Source organism: Aureimonas sp. SK2, assembly GCF_029813115.1.
In the GTDB taxonomy this organism is placed as follows: domain Bacteria; phylum Pseudomonadota; class Alphaproteobacteria; order Rhizobiales; family Rhizobiaceae; genus Aureimonas.
Genome location: NZ_JAPZDS010000020.1, coordinates 1 through 23,839, shown reverse-complemented (window position 1 = coordinate 23,839; position 23,839 = coordinate 1). Strand labels below are relative to the sequence as shown.

The 23,839-nt window shown below is 62.7% G+C and carries 28 protein-coding genes; 8 read left to right on the top strand and 20 right to left on the bottom strand.

What is annotated here, in order from left to right; genetic code table 11:
* The first annotated feature begins 57 nt into the window (after positions 1-57).
* Entirely contained in the window at positions 58-351 is a 294-nt protein-coding gene (locus O5O54_RS19580; RefSeq protein WP_279483539.1) for a hypothetical protein, read from the top strand.
* Positions 348-2,582 (top strand): DotA/TraY family protein, encoded by a 2,235-nt coding sequence (locus tag O5O54_RS19575; RefSeq protein WP_279483538.1) that lies wholly within the window; start codon positions 348-350, stop codon positions 2,580-2,582. The genes O5O54_RS19580 and O5O54_RS19575 overlap by 4 nt, the downstream gene beginning before the upstream one ends.
* 25 nt (positions 2,583-2,607) lie before the next feature.
* On the opposite strand, the gene O5O54_RS19570 is transcribed toward O5O54_RS19575, so the two are convergent.
* The 7 genes from O5O54_RS19570 to traA form a co-directional block, all read right to left on the bottom strand.
* Positions 2,608-2,949, bottom strand: a complete 342-nt coding sequence (locus O5O54_RS19570) for a hypothetical protein (RefSeq protein ID WP_279483537.1) — start codon at positions 2,947-2,949, stop codon at positions 2,608-2,610.
* A 100-nt stretch (positions 2,950-3,049) separates the two neighbouring features.
* Positions 3,050-3,928, bottom strand: a complete 879-nt coding sequence (locus O5O54_RS19565; protein WP_279483536.1) for a hypothetical protein — start codon at positions 3,926-3,928, stop codon at positions 3,050-3,052.
* A gap of 13 nt (positions 3,929-3,941) precedes the next feature.
* Positions 3,942-5,153: a type IV pilus twitching motility protein PilT gene (locus tag O5O54_RS19560; protein WP_279483535.1), complete on the bottom strand. Its 1,212-nt coding sequence runs from the start codon at positions 5,151-5,153 to the stop codon at positions 3,942-3,944.
* The gene (locus tag O5O54_RS19555; RefSeq protein ID WP_279483534.1) at positions 5,150-6,079 is read right to left on the bottom strand and encodes a type IV secretory system conjugative DNA transfer family protein; all 930 of its coding nucleotides are present in this window, start codon (positions 6,077-6,079) and stop codon (positions 5,150-5,152) included. Before O5O54_RS19555 ends, O5O54_RS19560 begins: the two co-directional genes overlap by 4 nt.
* A complete protein-coding gene (locus O5O54_RS19550; protein WP_279483533.1) occupies positions 6,076-6,576 on the bottom strand; it encodes a DotD/TraH family lipoprotein in 501 nt (166 codons plus the stop codon). The genes O5O54_RS19555 and O5O54_RS19550 overlap by 4 nt, the downstream gene beginning before the upstream one ends.
* A gap of 128 nt (positions 6,577-6,704) precedes the next feature.
* A complete protein-coding gene (locus tag O5O54_RS19545) occupies positions 6,705-7,658 on the bottom strand; it encodes a hypothetical protein (protein ID WP_279483532.1) in 954 nt (317 codons plus the stop codon).
* Positions 7,659-7,795: 137 nt separating this feature from the next.
* Complete coding sequence (gene traA, locus O5O54_RS19540; RefSeq protein WP_279483531.1) at positions 7,796-11,686, bottom strand: Ti-type conjugative transfer relaxase TraA; 3,891 nt, start codon at positions 11,684-11,686, stop codon at positions 7,796-7,798.
* 309 nt (positions 11,687-11,995) lie between these two features.
* On the opposite strand from traA, the gene O5O54_RS19535 reads away from it, so the two are divergent.
* Genes O5O54_RS19535 through O5O54_RS19525 form a run of 3 tightly spaced genes read left to right on the top strand, consistent with a single transcriptional unit; the run spans position 11,996 to position 14,206 of the window.
* A complete protein-coding gene (locus O5O54_RS19535) occupies positions 11,996-12,256 on the top strand; it encodes a TraC family protein (protein ID WP_279483530.1) in 261 nt (86 codons plus the stop codon).
* A gap of 16 nt (positions 12,257-12,272) precedes the next feature.
* On the top strand, positions 12,273-12,503 hold the full coding sequence (gene traD, locus O5O54_RS19530) for a conjugal transfer protein TraD (protein ID WP_279483529.1): 231 nt from the start codon (positions 12,273-12,275) through the stop codon (positions 12,501-12,503).
* Positions 12,500-14,206 (top strand): type IV secretion system DNA-binding domain-containing protein, encoded by a 1,707-nt coding sequence (locus O5O54_RS19525; protein ID WP_279483528.1) that lies wholly within the window; start codon positions 12,500-12,502, stop codon positions 14,204-14,206. Before traD ends, O5O54_RS19525 begins: the two co-directional genes overlap by 4 nt.
* Positions 14,207-14,478: 272 nt before the next feature.
* On the opposite strand, the gene O5O54_RS19520 is transcribed toward O5O54_RS19525, so the two are convergent.
* Entirely contained in the window at positions 14,479-15,318 is an 840-nt protein-coding gene (locus O5O54_RS19520; RefSeq protein WP_279483527.1) for a helix-turn-helix domain-containing protein, read from the bottom strand.
* Positions 15,319-15,469: 151 nt separating this feature from the next.
* The gene (locus O5O54_RS19515; RefSeq protein ID WP_279483526.1) at positions 15,470-15,733 is read right to left on the bottom strand and encodes a hypothetical protein; all 264 of its coding nucleotides are present in this window, start codon (positions 15,731-15,733) and stop codon (positions 15,470-15,472) included.
* A 141-nt stretch (positions 15,734-15,874) separates the two neighbouring features.
* Between O5O54_RS19515 and O5O54_RS19510 the strand changes: the two genes are divergently transcribed.
* Entirely contained in the window at positions 15,875-16,069 is a 195-nt protein-coding gene (locus O5O54_RS19510) for a hypothetical protein (RefSeq protein WP_279483525.1), read from the top strand.
* 40 nt (positions 16,070-16,109) lie between these two features.
* Here the strand turns inward: O5O54_RS19510 and O5O54_RS19505 are convergent, their stop codons facing one another.
* Positions 16,110-16,412 (bottom strand): single-stranded DNA-binding protein, encoded by a 303-nt coding sequence (locus O5O54_RS19505; RefSeq protein WP_279483524.1) that lies wholly within the window; start codon positions 16,410-16,412, stop codon positions 16,110-16,112.
* Between the two features lie 593 nt (positions 16,413-17,005).
* On the bottom strand, positions 17,006-17,509 hold the full coding sequence (locus O5O54_RS19500; protein ID WP_279483523.1) for a hypothetical protein: 504 nt from the start codon (positions 17,507-17,509) through the stop codon (positions 17,006-17,008).
* A gap of 559 nt (positions 17,510-18,068) precedes the next feature.
* On the opposite strand from O5O54_RS19500, the gene O5O54_RS19495 reads away from it, so the two are divergent.
* Both O5O54_RS19495 and O5O54_RS19490 read left to right on the top strand, forming a co-directional pair.
* Positions 18,069-18,548 (top strand): hypothetical protein, encoded by a 480-nt coding sequence (locus tag O5O54_RS19495; protein ID WP_279483522.1) that lies wholly within the window; start codon positions 18,069-18,071, stop codon positions 18,546-18,548.
* Positions 18,549-18,620: 72 nt separating this feature from the next.
* Positions 18,621-18,917 carry a hypothetical protein gene (locus O5O54_RS19490; protein ID WP_279483521.1) on the top strand — a complete coding sequence of 99 codons (297 nt, stop codon included), beginning with the start codon at positions 18,621-18,623 and terminating at the stop codon, positions 18,915-18,917.
* A gap of 73 nt (positions 18,918-18,990) precedes the next feature.
* On the opposite strand, the gene O5O54_RS19485 is transcribed toward O5O54_RS19490, so the two are convergent.
* The 9 genes from O5O54_RS19485 to O5O54_RS19445 all read right to left on the bottom strand — a co-directional run bounded on the left by O5O54_RS19485 (position 18,991) and on the right by O5O54_RS19445 (position 23,163).
* A complete protein-coding gene (locus O5O54_RS19485; protein ID WP_279483582.1) occupies positions 18,991-19,407 on the bottom strand; it encodes a hypothetical protein in 417 nt (138 codons plus the stop codon).
* On the bottom strand, positions 19,400-19,657 hold the full coding sequence (locus O5O54_RS19480; RefSeq protein ID WP_279483520.1) for a type II toxin-antitoxin system Phd/YefM family antitoxin: 258 nt from the start codon (positions 19,655-19,657) through the stop codon (positions 19,400-19,402). The genes O5O54_RS19485 and O5O54_RS19480 overlap by 8 nt, the downstream gene beginning before the upstream one ends.
* Before the next feature lie 49 nt (positions 19,658-19,706).
* A complete protein-coding gene (locus O5O54_RS19475) occupies positions 19,707-20,057 on the bottom strand; it encodes a hypothetical protein (RefSeq protein ID WP_279483519.1) in 351 nt (116 codons plus the stop codon).
* Positions 20,058-20,144: 87 nt separating this feature from the next.
* On the bottom strand, positions 20,145-20,270 hold the full coding sequence (locus O5O54_RS19470; RefSeq protein WP_279483518.1) for a hypothetical protein: 126 nt from the start codon (positions 20,268-20,270) through the stop codon (positions 20,145-20,147).
* A gap of 1 nt (position 20,271) precedes the next feature.
* Entirely contained in the window at positions 20,272-20,547 is a 276-nt protein-coding gene (locus tag O5O54_RS19465) for a hypothetical protein (protein ID WP_279483517.1), read from the bottom strand.
* 217 nt (positions 20,548-20,764) lie between these two features.
* Positions 20,765-21,199, bottom strand: a complete 435-nt coding sequence (locus tag O5O54_RS19460) for an antirestriction protein (protein WP_279483516.1) — start codon at positions 21,197-21,199, stop codon at positions 20,765-20,767.
* A 126-nt stretch (positions 21,200-21,325) separates the two neighbouring features.
* Positions 21,326-21,463, bottom strand: a complete 138-nt coding sequence (locus O5O54_RS19455; RefSeq protein ID WP_279483515.1) for a hypothetical protein — start codon at positions 21,461-21,463, stop codon at positions 21,326-21,328.
* A 794-nt stretch (positions 21,464-22,257) separates the two neighbouring features.
* Complete coding sequence (locus O5O54_RS19450; RefSeq protein WP_279483514.1) at positions 22,258-22,515, bottom strand: hypothetical protein; 258 nt, start codon at positions 22,513-22,515, stop codon at positions 22,258-22,260.
* A 309-nt stretch (positions 22,516-22,824) separates the two neighbouring features.
* Positions 22,825-23,163, bottom strand: a complete 339-nt coding sequence (locus O5O54_RS19445; protein ID WP_279483513.1) for a hypothetical protein — start codon at positions 23,161-23,163, stop codon at positions 22,825-22,827.
* Positions 23,164-23,839 lie beyond the last annotated feature (676 nt).

Genomic DNA, 23,839 nt, shown 5'->3' with positions numbered 1-23,839 from the left:
TTCTTCGGCCGGGACGAGGATGGCGGGATCGAGCGATTTCGAGCGCACTCAGGCGGATTGAGCGCGAACCAGATCGAAACCGCCCTGTTCGCTTGGGAACGCGACCGGGGCGTGTTCGCAGTGATGACCGTCGCCCTCATCGTCGCCGTGCCTCTGGCGGCGCTCTACGACGTCCTCACCCTCCCGTTCGGCATCGGCCTTTGTGCCGGCGCCTCCTTCATGGCGGTGAAGGCATTGGTGGCCGATTTCCGGGCTTGGCAGATCCAGCAAGGGCGCTTCGGTGCGCCCGTCGAGTATCTGAACCATCGCCTTCCGCGAAACATGCAGATCATGGAGAAGGAGAGGCCATGAACCGTCTTCCCGCGACGCTCGTCTGGTTGCTCCTTTCGGCCTCGGCCGCGGCGGCGGCGGACATCAGCCTCGTCGACATCTTTCGCGGCCAGGGCGATCCCCAAACCAACGAATACCTCAATATGGTGTTCGGCCCGCTCTTCCCTGTCGTCGGGGAGATGGGTGGGCAGTCGTCGACGCTGGTGTCGAGGCTGATCGCGAACTTCAACGTGATCTTCTTCGCGATCGGGCTCCTGCTCCTGGTCTACAACATCATCGTCGGCGTGACGGAGACGGCGCATGACGGTTCGGTCCTGGGCCAGCGTCACTCGTCGCTATGGTCCCCGATCCGGATGATCGTCGCGGCCGCCTGCCTTATCCCTCTGCCGACGGGCTACAACGGCGCGCAGCACGCGATCGCCTATGTCGTGAATGCCGGCACCGCGACGGGCTCGTTCTTTTGGGACGAGACAGTGGATGCCATCGTGCAGGACCGTCTCCCGGTCGCCACCCCGGACTATGCCTCTCTCGATGCCCAATTCCTCCAGGCCGTTTGGCGCATGGAGCTTTGCACCGCGTCCTACAATCAGGAGGTCGCCAAAGGCGGGGACCTCCCGCCGATGACGGGAAGTTGGTCAGGGCAGACCCCTGATACGTACCAGTATTCCATACCGGATCGCATCGCGGCATGCGGCAAGATCAGCCTTCCCGAGGCTCCCGCTGGCTTTGAGCGGGTCGTGACCGCATCAGGGTCTTCCTACGAGACTTGGCACAGCGGGATGAAGGACGCCATCGATGCGACGCTGGATGATTTTACGCCTGTTGCCAAAGCCGTAGCTGCCGCTGCCAGCAAGCGCGAAACTCTGCCGGCACCGCGCAACCTCGGCCGTGACCTGCGAGCTTGGCGGGCTCGCCATCGAGCTGTGACGAACGCACTGGTCACGACAATCGAGGAACAAGCGCAGCGGTCGACCGAAGAGTCGCTCGTCAAGACGGACCAGCAGGTGTCGAACACCCAACTGGCCGCGAACATGAAGAACGGCGGGTGGACCCAGGCAGGCTTCTACTACGCGATCGTGTCGCGGTTCTCGGCCGACGCCTCGGCGATCATGCAGATGATGCCGATCGCGTCTCCGGGTGATGCCATCGGAAACGCCTCGAATACGAACGGCTCGACGTTCCAGGCCGTTCGATCGCAGATGTCGACCTGGTGGTGGGGAGACCGCGATGGCGACACGCGTGAGTTCCTGGCTGAAGTCCTCAACACCTACAACATCGCGGTGAACTGGTGGAACGAGTCGGTTGCGCGGTCCAATATCCAGGCATTTACGAACGAGCGTCAGGCATATGCCGACACGGCGGGCGAACTCTCGGCCTGGATGCCTTCACCCAATGGCTTCTTCGACGCCTTCAGATTTCTCGATCCGGCCAGAGGGTTTAATCAAGATCCGCTCCTCACCCTGATGACCGTAGGCCGCGTGCTGGCGGTTGCCGCCGTGGCAGCGATTGGCGCCCTGGCTATAACAGCGATGGTCCCGTTCTTGGGGGGTGGCACGGTGTTTGTCGGTACTGTCCTTGGCTGGATTTTGAGCGGAACAGCCTTCATCGGCATGTTCATCTCCTTCATTCTGCCTTTGGTGCCGACCCTCATCTGGGTCATCTCTATCGGGGCTTTCCTGCTGCTTGTGGTCGAGGCGATCTTCGCTGGCCCCTTGTGGGCGATCGCGCACCTCTCCATGGATCGGAACGGGGGCATGGTGGGGCCGAACGCGAGGAAGGGCTACGTTCTCCTCTTGGCCCTCTTCCTGACGCCGGTTCTCATGCTGTTCGGCTTCCTCGCCGGCATGGCGATCTTTCGTGTGATGGGCACGCTTATCAACGGCGGCTTCTATTACGCCATGACGGCCGCACAGTCTCTAACTACCGACAGCTACTTCTCGGTCATATCGTGGTTTGGGATCTTCGCAGCTCTCATCATGATGACGTTTCTCTATCTCATCCTGCTGGAGCGATCGTTCAGCTTGGCGGCCGAACTCCCAAGCCGTGTGCTCCGCTGGTTCGATAACGTCGCGGTCGACCTCGATGATGGGACAGCCAATCGCGCACGGATTGGTGCGGCTGCTGGCGGCGCGACTACAGGTAATGCCCTGAAGGCCGTGGGAGCCACCAGTAATCGGGCGATCACCGACTATGACCGGCGAACTCGTCCCATACTGCCTCGTAGGGAATTAAAAGAGAAGGACGGCAAATAAAAAAGGGGGGCAGTGCCCCCCTTTCTTATTGAAACCGCTTGCGGCCTCGTGATGTCAGATACTGATGCTGCAAGAACCTGCTGAACAGGTATGTCAACAGACAGGTGGCGCAGGCGAGCGAAACGATGATGATCTCGCCCTGCAAGACCCAGATTGATTCACCGTTCATCACACCCGAAAGGCCAACCATAATGAGGAGGCCGGGAATGGCACCGAAGGCGATGAAGACAGCGCCGATCGCCGTCGGCAGGAGGGCGGCGAAATACAAAGCACCGAACACTAGGATGCGGAGCCTGTATTCAAAACCCGTCAGATGTGTGCAGGGGCCACGGTGGGGCAAAGCCCAACGAAGCAGGATGGTCGGCATGCTGCCCTCCTCATCGAACGGAATGACGACAACAACCGGATCTGTCGTAAAATAGAACGAATGCAGAACTACACCGTTCCATGGCGGTTCGCAACTTCGTTCAGAGCTTGGGTTCCATGACGGAAGGCCGGTCTGCCGAATATGCAGCCTTCACCGCCGCGTCCAAAGCGGCGAAGTCCAAGTCGACCCGACGTTGATCGATAGCAATGACCCTGCGTTCGCTCGTGTCGGCTTCGCCGCCGGCATATCCGACGATGCCACCAACGCACCCGTCCTTCTCAAGTTTGCGCGCAGGGTCGAACTTGTAGGGTAGGGACGTCTTCTTGAAGAGTTCAAACTCCGATGCGCGAAGGCACGTCGGCATAGGCCCGAACGTGTAGTCATGCCTGTTGGGCATTTCGTAGCCAGCTCGATCGTTCGTTCGGTCGTAGACCTGTGGCATAGCGTCGATCGCTACGCGACCATCAGAACCGAACACCCACACTGGTCGGTTCTGGTCCACAAAAATCCCTGAAGCTGGCCCGTACTTTCGCTCCATCAGGTCGATGAAGCCCTTCGGCGAGATAGGCGTGTCGCTCGGCGGCCTGTAGGTGTTCACGAGCTTCACGGCCCTGTTCGAGACGAATGGCGAACCAAAGGTGACGACCAGGACGTTCTCGGCGGTGATAGGTGCGCCAAAGGGACGGGGCGGCAAAACCGTCGACATCTCGTAGATGTACTCGATCTCGAAGCTGGCGCCGGTGTCGGGGTTCACCTCGCGGATTTTACGCCGCTCCTCATTCAGTTCGCCGTCGTAGGCCGCGCGAACCTCATCCGGCGTCATGCCGAGCTTGACGCCTAGAACGTCCAGCACGGTTCCTTCCGGAAACCCGGCCATCGGCGGATCGTCGTTCACCGGGACGATCGTCTCGGCCGATGCCGCGGAGGCGAAGGCAACGAGGCTGAAACCGCATAGGGCGAGACGACGAAGGCTGCGCATGAGGTTTCCTTGCCTACTGGCGCACGGAGCGCGGGAAGAAGCGTTTGGCTTCCTGCTCGCTGATACGCTCGTCATCGAGGAGTTGGTAGGCCGACCTCCATAACGACCTGGCGAGGACGTTCGGAGGCGGCCGTTCCATGAGGTCGGAAACGATGCCCGTCCAAGCGGTGACGGGAGCTGACGTGAAGCGATCACGAACGTCGTCGTCGAACCGCAGATATTCCCGCACGGCCACTCGGCCGCGACCGTCGCGCGTGCGGACGAGATGCTGCACGATGACGAGCTGGAGCGAGGTTATCAGGTCGAAGGCGCGGCCCTCGCGCTCCTCGGGCGGGAACACAGTCGCCATTCGGCGGAGCGCCTCGGCCACGCTGCCGGCATGGGTCGTGGTGTTGACGAGGTGGCCGGTCAACGACGCCTCGATCGAGGCGGACATGGTTTCGCGGTCGCGAGACTCGCCGACGTTGATGATCTGCGGCGCGCGGCGCATCGCGGACCTGATGCCGTCGGCAAAGGTCGGAAGATTGCGGCCTTCACCGATCTCGCTTTGGCCGATCATCGACGCCATTGCTTCATTCTCGTCGAGGATGTCGCTGAACGTGAACTCGATCGGCGCTTGGAAGTCGGCGATCTTGATGCCGCGCTTGGCCTCCAAGTGCATCCGGGTCACGGCCGCCATTGTGGTGGACTTCCCCTGGCCGGTGGCGCCGGCAACGACCACGATGCCGGCGCGGTGGTCGAGCTCGTCGCGCAACTCGTCCTCGAGGCGAACGCTGTCGAGGGTCGGGGTCTTGTTGGGGAGCGCGCGAAGCGTGATCTCCATGCCGTTCGTCCCGTCGCGCATGATTGGCGTCGCGTTGACGCGAAACCCTTGGCGCGTGCGGCGATCGATGCGGATCTCGAAGCGGAAGTCCAAAGCGCGGCCCTGCCGGAGGAGGGAGGCCGCGTCCGTGCCCTTCCAAAGGCGCGAGAGGATGGCGACGTTCTCGGCTGCCGACACCATCTTGCCGGCCCCGAAATACCAGGTGCCGTTGATCTGGATGCGCGGCCGGGTGTCGTCCTGCAAGGTGATGTCGGACGCGCCACGCGCGACCGCGGCGGCCGCGAAGAGGTCGAACAGCTCGGTGCCGTCGGCATCGTAGCGTCCCGGTTCCGTTTTCAGGACCGGGACGTAGACGCCATCAGGATCGAAGGGGCTGGTCTCGAATAGCTCGCGGTCGATCATGGTGTGGCGAGGCGGCGGGTGACGGGCTTCCACCGGCTCGGGTCGCGCACGAAGGTCGCAGCGTCCACGATGCGAACCGTGCGCTCGCCGATGAACAGCTCGTCCGGCGCCCCGGTCGCCCGGCGCTCTTCCCAGCGAACCGCGAGCTCCTTGATAAGGCCAGCGTCGACAAGACGGCGATATTCGACCATGCCGAGATAGTCCCGGCGTAGGTCGTTCATGGCGGCCTTCAGGGCGTCGTCAGCCATGCCCTCGCCGACCTTCCAGCCTTCGGCGAGGTAGGCGTCGAAGATCCGCCGCTCGTCGTCGTCCTGGGGCAGGAACTCGATGTCGGGTTCGTTGGGCTGCTCCAGCGCCAGCACGAGGTAGTCGCGCCAGGTGGGCACCACGCCGACGAGGCGCCCCGGCACCTCGATCCGGTAGTATTCATCGGCTGCGACGCTCTTGGTGCCAGTGTCGTTGATCTGGAGCGCGGACGTGCCGCGCGTGACGATCGGCGGGACGACGAACCCGGCTTCCTTCGGCGCGACGTAGACGACGCGGTTGAAGTTGAAGGACTCGGACAGGCGTCCGCTTTCCACCTCGAGCTGGCGCATGATGTCGTAGGCGCGGCGATAGTAGCCCGCCTGCGAGGCATAGGCGGTGGCCGCGTCCCGCAGAACCTCGTGGCGGATCTTCTCGACCTCGGTGGTCGCGTATTTGCCGGAGCGCGCGCGCTTGGAGAAGGAGGCGAAGTCGAGGGGAGGCGGCCCTTTCGCCAGAAGGTCGTTGTTGCCGGCGAGCGGGAGCGTGCTGCCGGTGTGGGCAGGCACGTTGACCAGGATGTCGTCGGCAAGGGTCTTGTCCTTGCCCCCGACCTTGGCGGTCTGGCAGCCGGCGAGGATGGTCGATGCGGCGAGGACCGCCAGAAGGACGGACGCTCTCATAGGGTGACGTCATCCTGGTGCGGCACAGGGCTGGACTCGGGGCGCTTGTAGCGGATCGTCATCACGCGGTTGTTCTGGTCGATGGTGAGGGTTGCGCGTGTGCGCGCCTGGGCGAAGCCCTCGCGCAGGAGGCCGATCGCGGTGAGGTCCGCTTGATTGACGGCGACGGTGATCGGGGCGCCGGGCTTCTCGCCGGAAGCGGCAACGCGATAGCCCGTGAGCTGAGCCATGCGCTTGGTTAGATCCTCGACCGTGCCGTTCCAGCGGCTTTCGACGAGGAGGAACAGCTCGTCGCTCGGATAATTCGGGACGATCTGCACGGCATCGTCATTGTAGCCGGCGAGCGCGCCGTGGCGCGCGGCATATTCCTTTTGGTCGTCTGTAAATGCGGTCTGCTGTGCTATGTAGCCGGAGATGCCGGTGAGATCCGGTGGTGGCGCCTTCGCGCAGCCTGTGACGGCAAGGCAAAGCCCAAGTGTGATGCCGAGACTGCGCACGGTTGGCGTTTCCCTTTCGGTGCGTACCGGATTCTTACTACCAGCCCATTGCACAACCTCAATTAGCCCGCGAACTTCGCGCCAGGCTTGTTGCCCTGTTGTCACATGGTAAACGGACGCTAACCCGGTCAGATGCCTGGGGTAATGTCGACCGCAGGGGACGTGCTGATTTCGATCGTCACCTCACGTTGGACCAAGCGCTGCTGGGTCGCCGAGGCTTCTCGAACAGCCGTATCGACCGTCGAGACGGTGGCGACGATGCTATCCTTGCGTTCGTCGCTGAGGCCAGGAATACGATCGATGGCATCGGGAACGGCCAAACGAGCGTTGACCGCCTGGCGCCATTCCCTGACCTCCGAGAACGCCTCCTGCCCTAACGCTGTGACTGCCAGCTCGTGCGCAGGCTCGCGTTGCGACCACTTGAGATCCGCGGCCTGGGCGAGATCGTGGACGATGCTAAGGGCTGCGGCGGATAGGACAGGTATTGGAGACGACATTTCATGTCGCCACGCAATTTCCGTTTCGCGGATCGACGGGGCGAGCCGATCGGCTTCATCGATGGAATTTCGTAGAGAAGCGGTGAACAGCGGCACTCGCTCCAACGCGTCCAACCTCTCGGCGTCGGATCTGCCAAGGAACGTTCGGCCGCCTGCCAATTCGCCATAGGCCTGCGGCGAAGCCTCGACGCTGGCAAGAATTGTCGCAGCCTGATCCGGTGAGGCGGATATAGCGTGCTGGACTTTCGCCAGAACGTTCTCGGGGTCCTTCCAGGCATGTCCGGCATGGGTCCGGGCGTCATCCGTGAACATGGTCACGCTCGGATGATCCCGAAGGACCTGCGCAACGGTCTGATCGACCGTTTGGGGCCAATCGATCACTGAGGGGATGAACGGTGCGTCGGCCGCGATCACTCGCGTCGCCGACGCCTGAATGGGGATCTCCTGACTGACCGGGACAGGAATGGTCACGGTCTGGTCGGCTTCGATGATCGGAGCATGATACTGAGGTGGAACAACCAGGAGATCGGACTGAGAAATGACCTCTACCCCGCTTCGCGGAGATCCGTTCTGATCGCTCTGCATGGGTATGATCCGTCCGAAAGGGGAAAAGGAGGGCAGACGGGTGCGTCTGCATCTGCGACGGGACGTCCGAGCCTGGGGGCGTATGCCCAACCAAACGGCTCCAACTGACCAACGTCGCTGACGCAGCATGCCAAACCTCAAATGTCGATGTCGATCCCGATGTCGCGTTTGAGGCTGATATGCAGGCTCTTTTCGCGGGCGATCTCGATGCTCGCGGTGTTCTGCGCTTCCTTCAGCGCGATTTCGACCCTCTCGGCCGTGGCGTGTATCTCCTTCGCCTTGGGCGAGGAGGTTTCGGGGATGCGGCTGAGCGCGTCCGGTCCCTCGAGGCGAAGATCCAGTTCGCGACGCCACGCTTTGACCTCGGCCAGCACCTCCTTGTTCGCGATGGCTTGGAGCGCAATCTGGTGCGCCGGCTCCCGGTCGGGACGCTTCATACCGTAGGCCATGACGAGTGTCTCAACGATCCGTGTGGCCTCCGGTGATAGGGACGGCAAAGGCTTCGCCATCCGCTCCCGCCAAGCCACTTCGTTTGCGTGGACGGACGGCCGAAGAAGCTCAATCGCTTCGCCAATTTCAGCGATAGCCTGTGAGAACGATGGTGCTCGTTCGATCGCGGCCTGACGGGTTGCATCAGGCCGCATGAGCATGGTGCGTCCACCGTTCAGCTCGCCATACGTCTGCGGGTTCGCAGCGATGTCGTCGACCACAATGCGACGTTCACGGAAGCCTTCCGGAAGCTCCGCCAGGATCTTCGTCATAGCCGCCTCGGGATCGCGCCAGACGATCGCCGCGAGCTTGCGCGCGCTATCGTGGAAGCCGGTGACACGGGGATGGGCTTCGAGGGTTCGCTGGACCGCTTGCTCGACCGAGACGGGCCAATGGGTGATCGCCGCAAGGAAGGGCGACGGCGGTGTCGCAGGTTCAGGAATAGGTGCCGGCACCGGCACATGCGCCGTTTGCGCAACCGTGGCGACGACGGGTTCGCGGATCGACGCTTCGTAGGCGGCGATCGTCGCAGACGCAGTGCGCTCCTGGCGGAAGCCAGTGTCGATCGAGCGCACGGTTTCAAGAAGCCCAAGCTCCCAAGCGGCACGCGAGACCGCATGAACGCTCGTCCAGTTCTCGCGCAAAGCGATGCGGGTCGGCTCGGGCAAATGCGCGAGGCGGTCGTCCGCCACAACGGCCTCCGCGTCGCGGCCGATCGCAACAACCAGCGTTGGGGTAACGACGAGGGCCACGCGCTCGGCATAGGCGCGCAGCGCGTCCGAGGACCGCATCAAGGTCAGCTCGTTCTCGGCCGCCCGGAACGCGGATCGCCGTGCAAGGCCCTCATGGTTCATGGCCGCAGAATGCTGCTGGACGTGATCGAGGCGCGCGATCGCAGCACCAAGATCCGCCGAGGGGCTGAGCGCCGCGATGGCGCCCCGATCCGCATGGAGCACGTGATCCGGCACGATGATCTGCGCGCTCGCGTCCGGAACGCGAGCACGGTTCAGAACCTCGGCGGCGAACGCCCGAACGGAGTGGAGGACTTCAGCCGGATCGGGGAGCCCGCGATCGGCAAGGAAGACGCGAAAGCGGTCGAGAAGCGTTTGCGGAACGGGCGCGATCGCGCGCTCGGCTTCCAGCGCCCTGCGCGCCTCGATGTAGTCGACGGTCGTCCGGTAATCGATCGATGTGTCCTTCAGCTTGTCGGCCGCCAGACGCTCCATGGCGTCGGCAACGGTCGCAAGCGTTGAGGCACCAGGCCGGGTGAAGGACTCCAGCGGAACGTGCATCGTCACCTCTTCACGGTGACGCGACAGGGCGACGTAGGTGAGCTGCGCATCCATCATGCCGCTCGCGACGATATGCACGCGGTCGTGGGTCGAGCCTTGCGATTTATGGATGGTCGAGGCGTAGCCATGGTCGACGTTGATGTAGCCACCGGCACCAATGGCGACGGCTTCAGTGCGGTCGGGGATCGCGACGTACATGACGCCATCCTCGAACCGCTCGACCATGCCGATGCTGCCGTTGCGGATCGCAAGCTGGCGGTCGTTTTCCAAGAACATGACGCGATCACCTACGGCGAACGCGCGCTGTCCCCGGGCCGTCAGCATGGAGCGTTCGTCGGTCAAGCCACCCTCGGCCTGGATGGCGGCGCGGGCGCGCATGTTGAGGTCGCGCACGTCGTTGTTGGTGTGGGCGAGCATGACCACATCGACATTCGCGCGCCAGTCGGAATGCCAGCCCTCGATCGCAGCGCTGAGAGCGTCCTCTCGGCGGTTGTGCGGACGGAACGTGTCGTTGCCGTGGTAGATGTTGAGGGCGGACTTGGCGTCGCCGGCACCGAACAGGATGCTGGCCTCGGCATGGTCGGATCGCTCCTGGCGGCGCACTTCCGTCAGCTCGACATAGCCGGTCTCGGCCGCGATCGAGCGGAAGGCGGCCCCCGCTTCGATCGGCTGGAGCTGGCGCGCGTCGCCCACGAGAATGACCTTGGCGCCGAAGCTGTCGAGCTCGGCCATGACACGCGCCATCTGCGCCGATGCGACCATGCCCGCCTCGTCGATCACGAAGACACTGCCGGGCTGGAGCTGGTCGCGGCCACTGCTCCAGGCCAGTTCCCAGGACGCGAGTGTGCGGCTTTCGATGCCGGACGAGATTTGCAGATTGTCCGCCGCCTTGCCGGCGAGCGCCGCGCCATAGACGCTGACGCCCTCGGCCACATAGACCTCGCCCACGGCCCGCAGAACCGTGGATTTGCCTGCGCCCGCGATACCGACCATCGGTGACAAGCCCGTCGGCTGTGTCAGTCGATCGACGGCGGCGCGCTGCTCGGCCGTGTAGGCAAATCCTTGGGTGATCTGAGCGCGCTCGATCGCGGCTTCCTTGCGCTCGGGATCGACGGCAAAGGACAGATCGGCGGCCCGTCGCTCGGCCGCCTCGATCATCGCGGCTTCGCGCTCGAGGACCGCGACCGTCGTGAAGCGCTCGCGCTGAACGACGCGGTTCGTCTCGGGGTCGTGGATCTGCGCCTGAACCGTGACGAGTTCGGGAAGGGCGCCGACGCGGCGAAGGAGCGAGGCAAAGTCGTCGCCCTCGCCGGCATGGCGATGGATGAACCGGGCGACGTCGCGGGTGTCGAACGTCGACTGCTCACGGGTGATGTGGTCGAGGACGAGCGACGGGTTGGCGACAAGGGCCTGGAAGTTGCGCGCGCGTGTCGCGAGGTCGGCCTGGACATGGGCATCGTGCTCGCGAACCGAGCCGATGTGGTGGACAAGGCCATGGTGGGTCGTGGGCTCGATTCCGACGATGCCGCGATCCTTGAACGAGCGATGATCGACGGAGATTTCGAGGCCGGCTTCTGCCAGCGCGACGTTGACGGCGCTAGCCCACGCCTCGCGAACCGCCATGAGTTCGGGCTTGGACCCCGCCCACTTGGCGTAGGCGATGGCGCCTTTGTCGGAGCGGATCGGCTCACCGTCAGCGTCGATCTGAGCGACGGTCTTGGGGCCGAACCCGGTCTCCGTCAGCGGCCGCACGGTGGTCATGATGTGGGCGTGCGGATTGTGCTGCTTGTCCTCGGGGGCGTGGTACGCCCAATCCGCGACGCGGCCATGGGCCGTGTAGTTCAGCGCCACGAAGCTGCGGATCAGCTCGATGTTCTGGGCCTCGGTCAGCTCGCGCGGAAGGGCGACGATCAGATCGGTGGCAAAACGCGCATCGATCCGCTTCTCGCCCATCTCAACTGCGTTCCACAGGATCTCGGACGCCGTGACCGCGGCCGCGCCTTCCAGATGATGGGCTTGCGGATCGGCGATACCGAGGCTGGCGCGTATCCAGGCCGGGGCGTCGGTGGGAATGGCGAGCTCGGAATGGATGCCGCCGCGCTTCGCCGAGAAGTCGTTGGTTCGCCCGGTGGCCTCGCACACCATCACGGCGGCGTGACGGTACGCGGCGGCGGCGACCGCCGAGCGACCGCTTCCTCCGGAGACCACTGACTGGCGAAAGCTGTAGATCGCCACGAACCAAACCATGCTCTAGCCGCTCGTCAGCGGCCCCCTAAGAGCCCTACAGGGACTGTTGCGAAACGCAACAGGTAAGTGCGCAGTCTGTAAAAACAGCCTGATGCTCGGGCGGTCGCTGCGCGACCTTCATGCCGAGCAGGGTCGCTTCGCTCCGGTAGGCCGGAAGAGAAGCGGCCGGGGGCGGGCTGTTGAAGGAAAAACCGCTGGAGGACGGCTCCTGCCGTCAACCAAGTGCGCGGAATGGGCTTGGCCCCAACTCCAATTAATTGTTTATGGACCCGTTCGAGGCGAACGCGTTCAACATCAAGGGGATCATCCATGCGCAAACCAAGGGCAGTCGCCAGTGGGTCGCAGACCAAGGCCAATGCACTGCGTCAGCAGATGGAGGAACTGAAGGCGGAGATCCGCCGGGTTGAGCTGGAAGAGGAAGCGGCGTTCGGCCGACTGGCTCGAAAGGCGGGCTTCTTCACCGTCAGCATTCCCGAGGACGAACTGGCGAAGGCGTTGGCGCAGCTCGCCGCAACGTTTCAGAAGTCAGCGGCCGCAGACGGAAACGCCGCAGGCCAAACGCAAGCGTAGGCTGGAGGCCAAGCGCGTGGCGCTGCAACGAGAGATCCAGCGAGCGGAGGCGACACCCAAGGGCAATGCCCGTCGCCAGGACGCTCATGAGAAGATCGCGCTGGGCGGTCTCGTGGTGAAGGCCGGGCTTCGCCAGGCCGACAAGGCGCTGATCCTTGGCATCCTCATGGACGGTGCGGCTCGTCTCTCCGATGGAGAGTACCGGGCGCGCATGGTGGATCTCGGTCGGAAGGGTTTCATGGAATGATACGTCGACAGGAACAGCCGACCGTATGGTGGGCATTTGCAGCGCTTGGCATCGGCATCGTCGGCGTGCCGGTGATGTGGGCGCTGATGTTCGTCAACAAATATTGGGGTCTGCCGAGCGGACCGCCGATGTACGTCAACTGGTCCCATGCCCTGGTGTGTTTGGCACCATGGGACGTTTTGGAATGCCGCTATTTCTTCAGCTACAACGGCTACCAGAACATGCGGAAGATCACGACCTACCAGCTTATCACCTTCGCTCCGCTCATCATCGGTTTTGGCATTTTCGCCTTCGGCGTCTGGCAGCGTTGGCTGCGGCAGAAGGAGCGCCACATTCTGGCGGGACCGACCGTGGCCGGCTACCCGGAGCTGGTTGCCGAAGCGCGCAAGGAACAGCGCAAGGGGGGGTTGCCGGTCTACGGCGATTGGGCGATCAGCGACCTACGGGCGCTGAACGGCATGATCGTGTTCGGTGGGCAGGGAAGCGGCAAGACGAACTTCCTTCGCCATCTCCTGCAGTCCGTGACGGACGCGGGCGATCGCAAGATCGTCTACGGGTACAAGCCCCATGTCTATGCGTTGATGCCAGCCGGTCAGCCTATGAGCATTGATCCGCGAGGCGCCGGGATCTACGTCAATCCGGCTGATAAGCGGTCCTGGGTTTGGGCGATCGCGCGTGACGTCCAAACACGGGCGGACTGCATCAACCTCGCGATGAACCTCATCAAGAACAAGGACTACCTGTACTTCGAACAGGCGGGGCAGAGTGTGGCGGCGGTCGTCATCATCATGCTTCACGATCGCAAGCCAGGACGGTGGACATGGAGTGATCTGTTCGAGAGCTTCACAGCCTCGAAGGAGGAGCTGACCGAGTGGGCGAAGGAGTATCACCCGGCGGCGCTCACCTACCTGATCGCCGACGAGAAGCAGTGGTCAAGCACGCGCAGCGGCATCCAGAACTCGATCAACAATTTCGAGCTGCTGAGCATCGGCTGGGGCGACTACGCGGGGCGTAAGCAGTTCTCGATCCGCGAATTTATGCAGGGCGGAAATCTGCCCAACACGATCACCGTCGGCCATAGCGGGCGGTTCAGCGAGATGTCGGGATCGTGGATCGCAGCGTTCTTTTCGATCGCCGCCAACTCGGTGTTCAACGAGGACTTCCAGCAGCCAGACGGCAAGCGCACCTGGTTTTTCCTCGACGAGTTTGCGCGCCTTGCCAAGATCGACGGGTTGGAACAGCTCGTCAGCGCCGGACGCGAACGCGGGGCGCCGGTCGTAATCGGCTTGCAGGACTTCCACGCGGTCGAAAAGGTCTATGGGCCGGAAGCCTTCAAGACGTGGATGTCGTCGATCCAGACCAAGGTCGTCTGCCGAACGGAGCCCGGTGAAACAGCGTCGTGGCTGATGCGTATTCTCGGCTCGACGCGCATCAAGGAGCTGCGGACAAAGCCGGGTCAGAACGGCCCGGTGAAGGAATGGCACGAGTACGAGGACAACGCCTTCCGAGAGTCCGAAATGTCGTCCGAGCTGGGCGTCGTTCCCAACGTCGGAACGTGGGTGATGGTGCTCGGCTACGGTCGCGATCTCTTCCAGATCCTCGTCCCATTCATCGACCGAACGGAGCTACGGCCGGGCTATGAGGAAGCGGAATGGATCAAGGCGAAGCCCGTCCAGAAGCGGAAGCCCGAACCGGTCGAGTAGCTGACCGAAACGATCGTGATCCATGGGATAGAGGCCGCCGCAAGGCGGCCTTTTTCGTGCGCAGTGAGAAGACCGGCGCGCGTGCGAAACTGTTCAATCAGGGGCGACAATGCGCGCTCTGAAACGCCGCCGCGTCCCTACTGAAAAGCGTCACCTCCAAAATCGCTCGCCCACGCGAAAACGCCCCTCTGGATGCGAGATCGCAAGCGGAAGGGTGCGCAGGGCGCTGGGTGATGGCGTGTGGAGGAAGGAGCCCCTATGGAGGGCTCGACCTATCTCCCGAAGGGGCGAAATCCGCCCCCATCTTCATTCCCAAGCCTTCCACGAGACGCAAAGCGGCTCGTGTCCGCTTTCCCCATAAGGGAAGATATTGGGGTTTGGTTTTTGGATGACATAAGTGTCCTACCCTGTTTTCCTGCGACAACGCCGGTGAAGGGGCGGAGCGCGGCCGATGGCGTCTCGGCCAGCCAACGGGCGAGGCCCTTGGCGGACTCGTAGAAGGGCGCAACGAGATCGGTGACGATGATCGTCAGCCCGATGTGCATCCCGTTGCGGTTCATGCGGACCTTCGTCTCAATGTAGCCCCAGCGAACGAGCTGCGTGAGGTAGCGCCGGATGGTGCGCGTCGATCGGGACATGATGTTGCCGGCGGTGCCGGTGGTGATGGTGGTCTCGCGGGTCTTCCCGCAGCGAGCCCGGAGCACCTGAAGGAACGCTTTGGCGTTCGGCGTTAGCCGGTCGTCGCGCGCGGCCGTGGTCGCCATGGCAGGCGCATACTGGCGGCTGTCATTGGGCGAAGGACGCTGCGCGAGGGGGCGCGTCTCCTTGGGCTTCCTGGGAGCGCCTGAAAGCTTCTGCGAGGGCGGCAACAAGCGAGGCGGCGCGGTCGGCGGAGCGCCGATCGCGGCCGAGCGTCGTTGCGCCTCGGAGAACGAGATCAGACCGGCGCGATGGTCCTTCCAGATGGCGGCGCGCGCGCTGAAATCTGGATGCACGGGCTCGGCCGCCTGTGGCTCAATCGGGGCCAACAGGTCGCGCGACATCGGCTCGCCTGGCGTCCAGGCAAGGGTCGTCGTTCGCACGCTGATGGGCGTGCGGGGTCGTTCTGCCATGGGGGTCGGTCCTTTGCGAAAAGGCAAAGCGATCCCGTGGCGAGTTCATCGCGTTTTAGATTGACAGTGGGGGTACGGAAGCCGTAAGAAGGGGGTCTCTTAGGTCGCCTTCTTGCAGCCCCGTCGCGATGTTATCGCTGCGGGGTTTTGCTTATGCGCTGTCCTTTGTGGTGTGACGGGCGTTGCGGGCAGCCGGCTGGCTGTCCCGAACGGTTGACTGCTGGAGACGGAACTGATCCAGCATGGCCTGCAAGGCGCTATGCTGGTTCGGAAGCCCGTTCTCGATCATGAAGCGTTTGACGGTCTCGAGGTGCTCCTCGCGAATGTAGAACTGACGCGCCTTCTCGCCGCGTGCGAGGCGACGTTCGTAGTGGTCCATGACCCGCGGAAGGCTGTCTCTCAGGTCGATTCCCATCGCGCCCCTCGAAGCTACATTTTAACCAGAATGCACCCTGCACCGATTCTGCGGCGTTTGACCATGCTTATAGACACGGCATACACGTACGATGAAAGCAAAATCGACAACTTAGGGCCTTCGCCGCAGGAAAAATTAACCATGAGCGACGCCAGCGAGATCGAGGAAGCCCTTCGCGTTGTCGAGAACGCGATGTCGGAGGCCGGTCGGGCGGTACTGCACGAGTCGCTGGCCGCCAACGATATGGACCCCCTGCGTGCTCTCGGGGGCTTATGCGAAGCCTACGTTGCGCAGCAACGCGCGATCAGCGCCGGCTACAGCCGGCGGGAGTTTTGAACGGGAGGAGGGCGAGCCCGAAGGCTCGCCGATCCTGGCCTCAGAGCTTGTTGAAAAGCGAGGCCACCACGTCGACGGTGTACTTCTTGTTGTCGCCCTCGCCGTAGGAGCTCTGAGAGACGCGCGCCTCGACGTAGACCTTATCCCCCTTCTTGACGTTCTCCTCGACCCACTCGCGCATGCCCGGTTCGAAGATGGTGACGGGAACCCAATCGGTCTTTTCGCGGCGCTCGCCGTCTTGTTTGAAGGTGCGCGCGGTGGCGACCGAGACCTTCAGGACGTTATCGAAGACGGTGATGGAGCCGACGTTGCCGAGGACGGTGAGGCGGTTGACTGAGCGCATGGGGATCTCCTGCGGTGCGCGTTTCGATGCCCTCGCCAGCCCGCGCCCGGTGTCGCGCGCGCAACGGGAATTGCGGAGGGTCCGCCCCGTGAGGGGTGGAAACCGTCATTCCGGTTGCGCGCATAGCGACCCAAGCGGGCAAGAACGGCATCTTTTGAAACGAGGACCGGGGAGCAACAGAGCTTTCCGTGGGTACGCCGTGTCTCTCGGCTGTCGGTTTCACCAGGCTGATCGTGTCCTGTCGTCGGTTGCCTCCATGTGGTCCGGACGTTGAAAGGCAGCGCGGCTGATGGGTGGTGGGTCAGCGTGCCATCGTGGGCAGGACGCGGGTAGGAGGAAGGGGCCAGGAAGGGGGAGGGCTCATCACAGTGCGCTGATCGGGAGCGTCAGGGTGTGCGCGGAAGGATGGGGCTCGGCTTGGGCTTATGTGACGACGCTCTGTCGGCTCGTCGGGCGCCGCCGGCTGCCCTCTGTTCACCGCCGGCTGTGACGGCGCTGATCGCTAAGAGGCAAAGCCTCAAGGGCCACGATCCGGTCGATCCGGTCGGGGGCCTTCGCCCCAAAGGAAAGAAGCGGGCGGAGCCCGCGCCTTTCTAGTCGCTGCTGACGGGCGTGAACTGAACGGTCATCGCGGTGAAGTCGATACCGGTGTCGTCGCGAAGGGCATCGAGGATCTTGTAGAGATGCTTCAGCTCGCGGTCCTCGATGCGGACGGTCTCCGGCATCGGAAGGTTGTCGTTCAGCGAGAACCAGCGGCCGTAGGGCGCGATCCGGTACTCGTTGCTGAAGTTGTCGATGACGATGTGGTCGCCAAGGTGGACCGGCTGGGCGTGGTATTCCTCCAGCTCGAAGCGGAGCGTGGCTTCCACCAGGTCTTCGGCGGCCGCAGCGCGGGCTTCGTCGGTGGTGGCATCGTCGAACTGGTGCTGGGCCTTGATGATGGCGGCGAGCTGGTCGCACATCGCCTGGACCTTCTTGATCGCACGGGTATGGAAGTATTGGTTGGAGGACTGTGTGACGCTGAGAAGCGCGACGCCGAGATCGCGGCGCGTTTGCTCGAGGCGGGTCTTCAGCTCCATGTGCTGCTGGATGTTCATGTCGTAACTCCTTCATCTTGAATGACGGAGTTCGTCCACACTGTAGGCCAGAGTTGTCAGGGACCGCGCGAGCGGCCGCCAGCGGCGGCGAGCGGGGGAGCCGATTTTGTCGGCGCGCAGCGGCGGGAAAATTGGGGGGACCGCGATGTCCTTTACAACGGATGGCCTGGTGTAGACTGCCATCTGTCAGAGAGAGAGAAACCCCGACCCGAAGGGGCGGGACCGTATGGATGGTGCCCGTGTTGTCGGGGGCGTGCAGGTCGCCACGCGATCGCACTGGCCTTGGCCCCCGCCATCTTCTCCTGGCCTTTGTTTGGCGCCGAAGGCGCTCGCGTGAGGGATCGTCACCCGAAGGGCCGAGACCCCGAAGGGGGCTCGGGGCGCGAAGCGACTAGAGCCCGACCCGAAGGGGCACGCCTATAAGCTGCGACGTCATCTGCTCTCCTATGTTCATCACATCGACCAAATCCGCTTCTGGCCTCAATGCGCTCTGCTAGAAGTCAGATAACTGGCCAGCACGCATCCTCGGTGTGCGCTCGGCCGAAAAGCGGAGGCCGGAATGTTCAAACGCTGGATCGCTGTAGGTGCGGTTCTTGGAATGATGGGCACCATGGGAGTTCTCACCATGCTACCTTCTGAGGTTCGCTATGAGGACGTCGTGAAGCTCTCAAAGGAGCGTTTAGCCGACACGATGCGACGGATTGAGTTCTATAAAGCGGAACACGGTTCCTATCCCGAAACGCTCAAGGTATTCGCTGATAAGGAGGACGTCAAACACTATGGAAACGGTGAGCGAGTGTTCTTTGCCATCGTGAACTATCCCCCTTCCATGATGGACCCGACGTTGAAGTTCCAGAAAGAGTTCTATTACGAGTCGACCCCGGATGGCCGCTATTATCTTCGTTCCAGAGGTCTGGACGGAAGCGCGTTTACGGGTGACGATATTGTCCCCGACGTGAAGCGGCGCCCCGAAGGCTCGGTGGGGCTTGTAGAGGCGCGCATCGCCTCTTCGGATGTCGTTCAGGCGTTGCCGCAGTAGCTCAGTCCATTTCGAGCACAGGGGACGCAAGGACGCATTTGGGTTGTGAATTTTCAACCAATGGCAGGCATCATGAAGGGCATGAGCGAGCTTCATCATGTCCTGCCGATCCTTGGTATCTGCGTTGCCTGCTACAGCCTGTATCGGTTCGTTGCAGGACCGATCCGTCGAATGATGGTGCCGGGCCGGGCGATCGTCGGGATGCTGGTGGCGGGGGTCGCCTGCGTGTTCGGCTATCTCCAGCTCTCGGCGCATCTCCAGGTGGTTCACCCCGTTGTGGTGATCGTGTGGTTCTACGCGAACCTCATCATGATTTACGGGCTGGCGGTGATGATCGTCGACAACGCTCGGCGTGGCTGGCCGTGGTGAAGCGGCTATCGTGCATCGAAAGCTGAGCGGACAAAAAAAGGGGGCCATCGGCCCCCATTTTGTATGCGGCTGGTCAGTCGGATCGAGCGACCTTTGCGACGGACGAGGTGATGAACGGTTTCAAGCCAGCGGCGACCTTGGCCAGGAATCCTCTGCTGAAGGTCCCCCGCACCTCGACGTTGGGATCGTAGTAGTGGGAGCGTTCTGCGATGTCCTGATTGAACTCTGAGACGGTGATCCACGCTTGTTTCCATTCCCGCAAACCGACGCGGCGGATCTCCAGCGGCGGGATCTCGATCGCCGTCTGGTCCGAGCGCGGTGGCGACCCGGAGATGGCGAGGAGGAGGAGGGTGGTGCCTTGTCGGCCGGGAAGAGCAAGCACCATGCAGACAGGTCGATCTTTGCGCCCTTCGGTCTCGCCGCGATCGCGCTGCCAAGCCCACAGGTAGGGATAGGTGATGACGGAGCCGGAGGCCGGAAGGTCAGCCATCCTGATCGCCGCCTTCCGCAATCAAGCGGTCCAGTTCGGGCAGGATGATCGCGGCCAGTTCGGGAGGGGTCTCGTGGGAGCGGTAGACCTTGCGTGGGTCGGTCTGCGCCTGCATTGCCTCAAAATCGGTGAGGGTCATGAGGACATAGCGCGTTCTGCGATGCTGGGTGATGCCGACGGGCTGTCGATCGGCGGCCATGGTGACGGTTTTGGTGTTGCGAAGCAGGTCGACCGTCGAGAACTTCTGCATATGCGCCTCCTACGTATAAGACGAATAATACGACTATTTCGGCAACTCCTCAAGCTGATGCCAAATCGGCAGGCGGGTGCGCGACGGCCAGCTCTGCGTCCGCTTCCTGCCGGCGCTGGCGCCGCGTCTCGGCGGCGACGGCGGCGAGACCGCGGGTCGGAACGTCCCTGAGACGTTCGACGGCCGCCATGGTTGAGGACTGGCCGATGTAGCGCCAGAGGTTCGCGGCGAGGCGAGGGTTGCGAAGGGAGCGCCGGTAGAGCGCGACGGCGACCTCCGAGCCGTCCCACATCTCGAAGCAGGTGTCGAAGTGGCGTGTGGTGCCGCCTTGGCGGGTGATGACGGTGGCAGCGTAGTTGACGCGGCCGGCATAGTTGTCGGCGTCGTAGACCGACGGCATGGGCAACCTCGTGAAGCTGGGGGAGATGGACGCGAAAAAGGGGCCGAATGGCCCCTTCGCGATGCGGTCTTGGTGGATGGTTGGCGATCAGGTGTCGGATCGGCCGTATTTGCGATTGGAGCGGCGCGATAGGTAGTTCACGTACAAGATGCCGATGGGCAATACGGGCAGAACGACCAGGACTACCAGCAGGAGTGGATCGATGTTCTCCATGTCAGCTCTCCGCTTTCAGCTTGGTTAGAGGATAATAGGCCGTGGCTTCAAATACCACTGCGACTACGCCCGCGATGATAATGGTCAGAAGGTCCGGGCGTTGCGCGGCTGGATCGAGGAGCAACCGCAGGGCGCTGAAACCGAAGATTGCGAGAGCGAGGCTGTGGAAGAGCGAGGAGGCCAGTTTGCATTTCTCGTTGTCCCGTTTGTTGTCGGCTTTCTCGCGCTGGGTGAGAGGCCGTTCGGCAGGATCGATTGGGGTAGGCGTGTCTGACATGGCGGATCTCCTGTGACGGCGAGGCCGATCCCCGCTCGGTAGGTGGCCGTCGCGCCCGGGCCGCGAGCGTTTCACCGCCGCGGAGACGGCGGCCGCGTCAGCGGACCCCTTGCGGGTTGAAACGGTGGCGGAGCGGGTGCAGGGCACCATCCGGGCGAGCGGGGGCGTGCTGGAACGGCGGGGAGGCTGCGGAGGGGGGCGAGCTGCGGCGGCTCGATCAGTCGATCGCGCGGAAGATTTCGCTGACCTCGGGGTGGTCGAGGGCGAACTCGCGAAGCCGATGGAAGGCTTCGGCCATGTGGTCGGTTCGATCGTCGAACGACAGGTGCGAGAAGGTCATGAGGCAGGCGATGATGCCGGCGGCGTCGGTCGTGACGGTGCTCTCGAAGCCGTTGCCGGGATAGGCGAACCGGGTGAGGCGCTGCTGGGCCTGACGCATGTAGAGCGGCTTGCCGTCGAGCTCGAGGAACTCCCAAAGGCCGCCGCTATAGGCTGCGCACGCATGGCGCGTGAAGGAATAGACCATGCTCTCGCCCGTCAGCATGCGACTGACGCCGAAGAGGTCGGGTAGGAACTGCATACGCCGCGCGTCGGGAACGACGCTGGCGGCATGGGGGTGGTTCACGGCGGGGGAGCCGGCGACGTCGGACATGGGGATCTCCAAGGTGCGGGAGGAACGCCCGTCCTCTCTCTGATCTGACGGGCTCGCCCCGTCACCCCTGCCTCGGCCTCTAGGGGCCGTGGGGCGGTGCGGCGAGGGACGACAAAGAAGGGAGGCTTACGCCTCCGCCTCCTTCGCCTCGGCGGTGAGGCGCTCGATGCGGCGGATCGCATCGGCACGCTCGCGCTTGGTGAGGAGGCAGTGAGCCAGCTCGGCGCGCAGTTCAGCGATCTCGGCGAAGATGTCGTAGGTCATGTGAAGCTCCTTCGTTGATGACGAAGGAAGGACACGGGTAAGGGGGAAGAGGGTCAGGGATCGCCTTCAGGCGACCGGCGGAGCCGGCGATGGGGGAGCCGATTTTCTCGTCGCGCAGCGGCGTGAAAATTGGGGGAACCATCGTCCTTGACGATCGAGACCGTCCCGTATGATGGGCAGTCATCAGGGAGGATAGGGTTAGAAGGGCACTGGTCGGCACCCCCGCGCCGCCTCGCGGCGCCACCCAAGACAGGGAGGCCCGATCGAGCCTGTAATCGTGGACGCTCGCGCATTCTCTCCCCCTTTGCGGCCTCACGGCCTCAACCGAAAAGAACAAATTCAGCTTGTGCCAAGCTTCGCGGGCTAAAACGTTCGCGCTCTTGGCAGGGCAAGGCTGATCGGCGTGCAAACCATTCAGCATCGGTGATCGGAAGGCGAGTTGGCTGGGCGGGAACCCGGGCCTCCTCGTCTTCCGTGACGATCCTTCGGAGGGATATGCCGCTCCACCAGACTCATTATGCGTGTGTCAATCTTTCCGCGATAAACCCGAACCGCTCTCGGAAGAGAGTGCGATCAGCATTAGCTCGTCCCTGAGCTGATCGTCTGCATGTCGGAAGGCGGGGGGTCGTTGCAGGAAACTTGGGCTTACCTGCCTTCCGACACTATGCCCCAGCAGATGCCGCAGGCGACAGCGAGCCTGCAATGATTCCGGAACCCAATCATCCGCGAGGCCTAGCTGCGTCCACCGCAGCAAGGCTCGTGTGCTGTTCCATACGCGGGTCGCTACGATCAGGTCAGTCGGCGTCGACCGTGACCTCTTCGCCTTTCCAGAAGGCGGTGAGCGGGGCCTTCATCCCTACGGCAATCCTGTAGACATCGCTCACAATGATGGCCTCGGTTCCGTCCTCGTAGCTTTTAAGCAATTCTACGGAAAGGCCGGTCTCTTCGGACAGAGCCTCTAGGGTGATCCCCCTATTCAGACGGGCGCGCTGAATGTTCGCTCCAACGATCTCGTTGGCATGCTCGCTATGGGGAATGAGGGGTTCAGACACGGGAAATGCTTTCTCATGCGAATGGGGCTGCAATGAATGGCATGCGATAGTGCTTTCGAGCCCTCCAGCCGGTCGGGAATAGGCCCGCGCCGTTTCTGAATGGCCCTGATCCAAACGCTGGCGCTACCGCGCATGCCCGGCGTAGTTGGCATGGGCGAAGCCGCGTGAAGGATCGTCACCCGGAGGGACGAGACGCCGATCGGCGGCTCGGGTCGCAACGCGACTAGAGCCTGGTCCGCAGGACACGCCTGTTCCAGGGGTTGTTGCAGCGGCCGAGTACGGGTCCAGTGCAACATCGAACCCGATCGCCTATGCGCGGGTCAGCGAGCTGAAGTGCATTTTCTGCCGGACGATCGTTTGTGCCGTCTTGCGGATGTGATCTTTTTGACGACCCAGGAGATCGAAAACCAGATTGTCGGCCGCATGATTGGGTAGAGCATCCTGATCGAAAGCCTGCCTTGGCTTATCAATCTGCTCAACGAGTTCCTGCTGGTCGATAGGCTTGGAATAGGAAGCCAGCGTTACTAACGCTTGAGCGATCACTTCCCGCGCGGATGCCTGTGAGAAGTCTTGACGACCAGCGGCGGTCGCAAGGGACTTCGTGAAGGCGCGCGCGTCCCCGATATTGTCTAATGAGTGCAGTTTCACGTCGCGTTCCCTCAGAATGCCCTTGGGTCATTCCATAAGCCTCAGATCGCAGAAGGTTGCACTCATAAACGATTCCGACACGATTTGTTTACTAAATGACGGTGTGACGTGTGATTTCCACTCCATATTGCCGCATGTCTCAATACCTGCGCGTGTGGAGCATTATCTAGCGGTTGGTGATTTCCTAAATTCGCCTTGGCCCAGCGAATGCTATCGTTCCAGTTGCATGATTCCCATCCGGCCCTCATCCACGACGCGGGCGGAATTGTCTCGCGATCCAAAGGCGGCCTGACAAAACGGACGCTAATCCGCTGTAAGGGCTAGCCAATTTGGGGCTCTAGCTTACGGCTCCCATTTGATTGTCGTTTTCGTTCTATCCGCCACCCAAAAATCCTTGAGGTTGCGAATTTTGATTGCATTTCCTGGCTATAAAATGCTGACGATCACGCCCTGAACACGGCCTGCGTGTTCCGACCTACGGCATCGCCGGAACCATTTACGATCCGAGTGGTCTGACAGAACTAATTGCGATTGTGACAGCTATGCAATGGAGGTCGCCTTCCGAGCTGGCCCGCTCATTTCTGACGATCGTCAATCGTCGATCCGGTCGGATCGATGACGACGGCGATTGGCTCGTTGAGGTCGGGTGATGCAGTAAATGCCGTGGGGGCGCCAT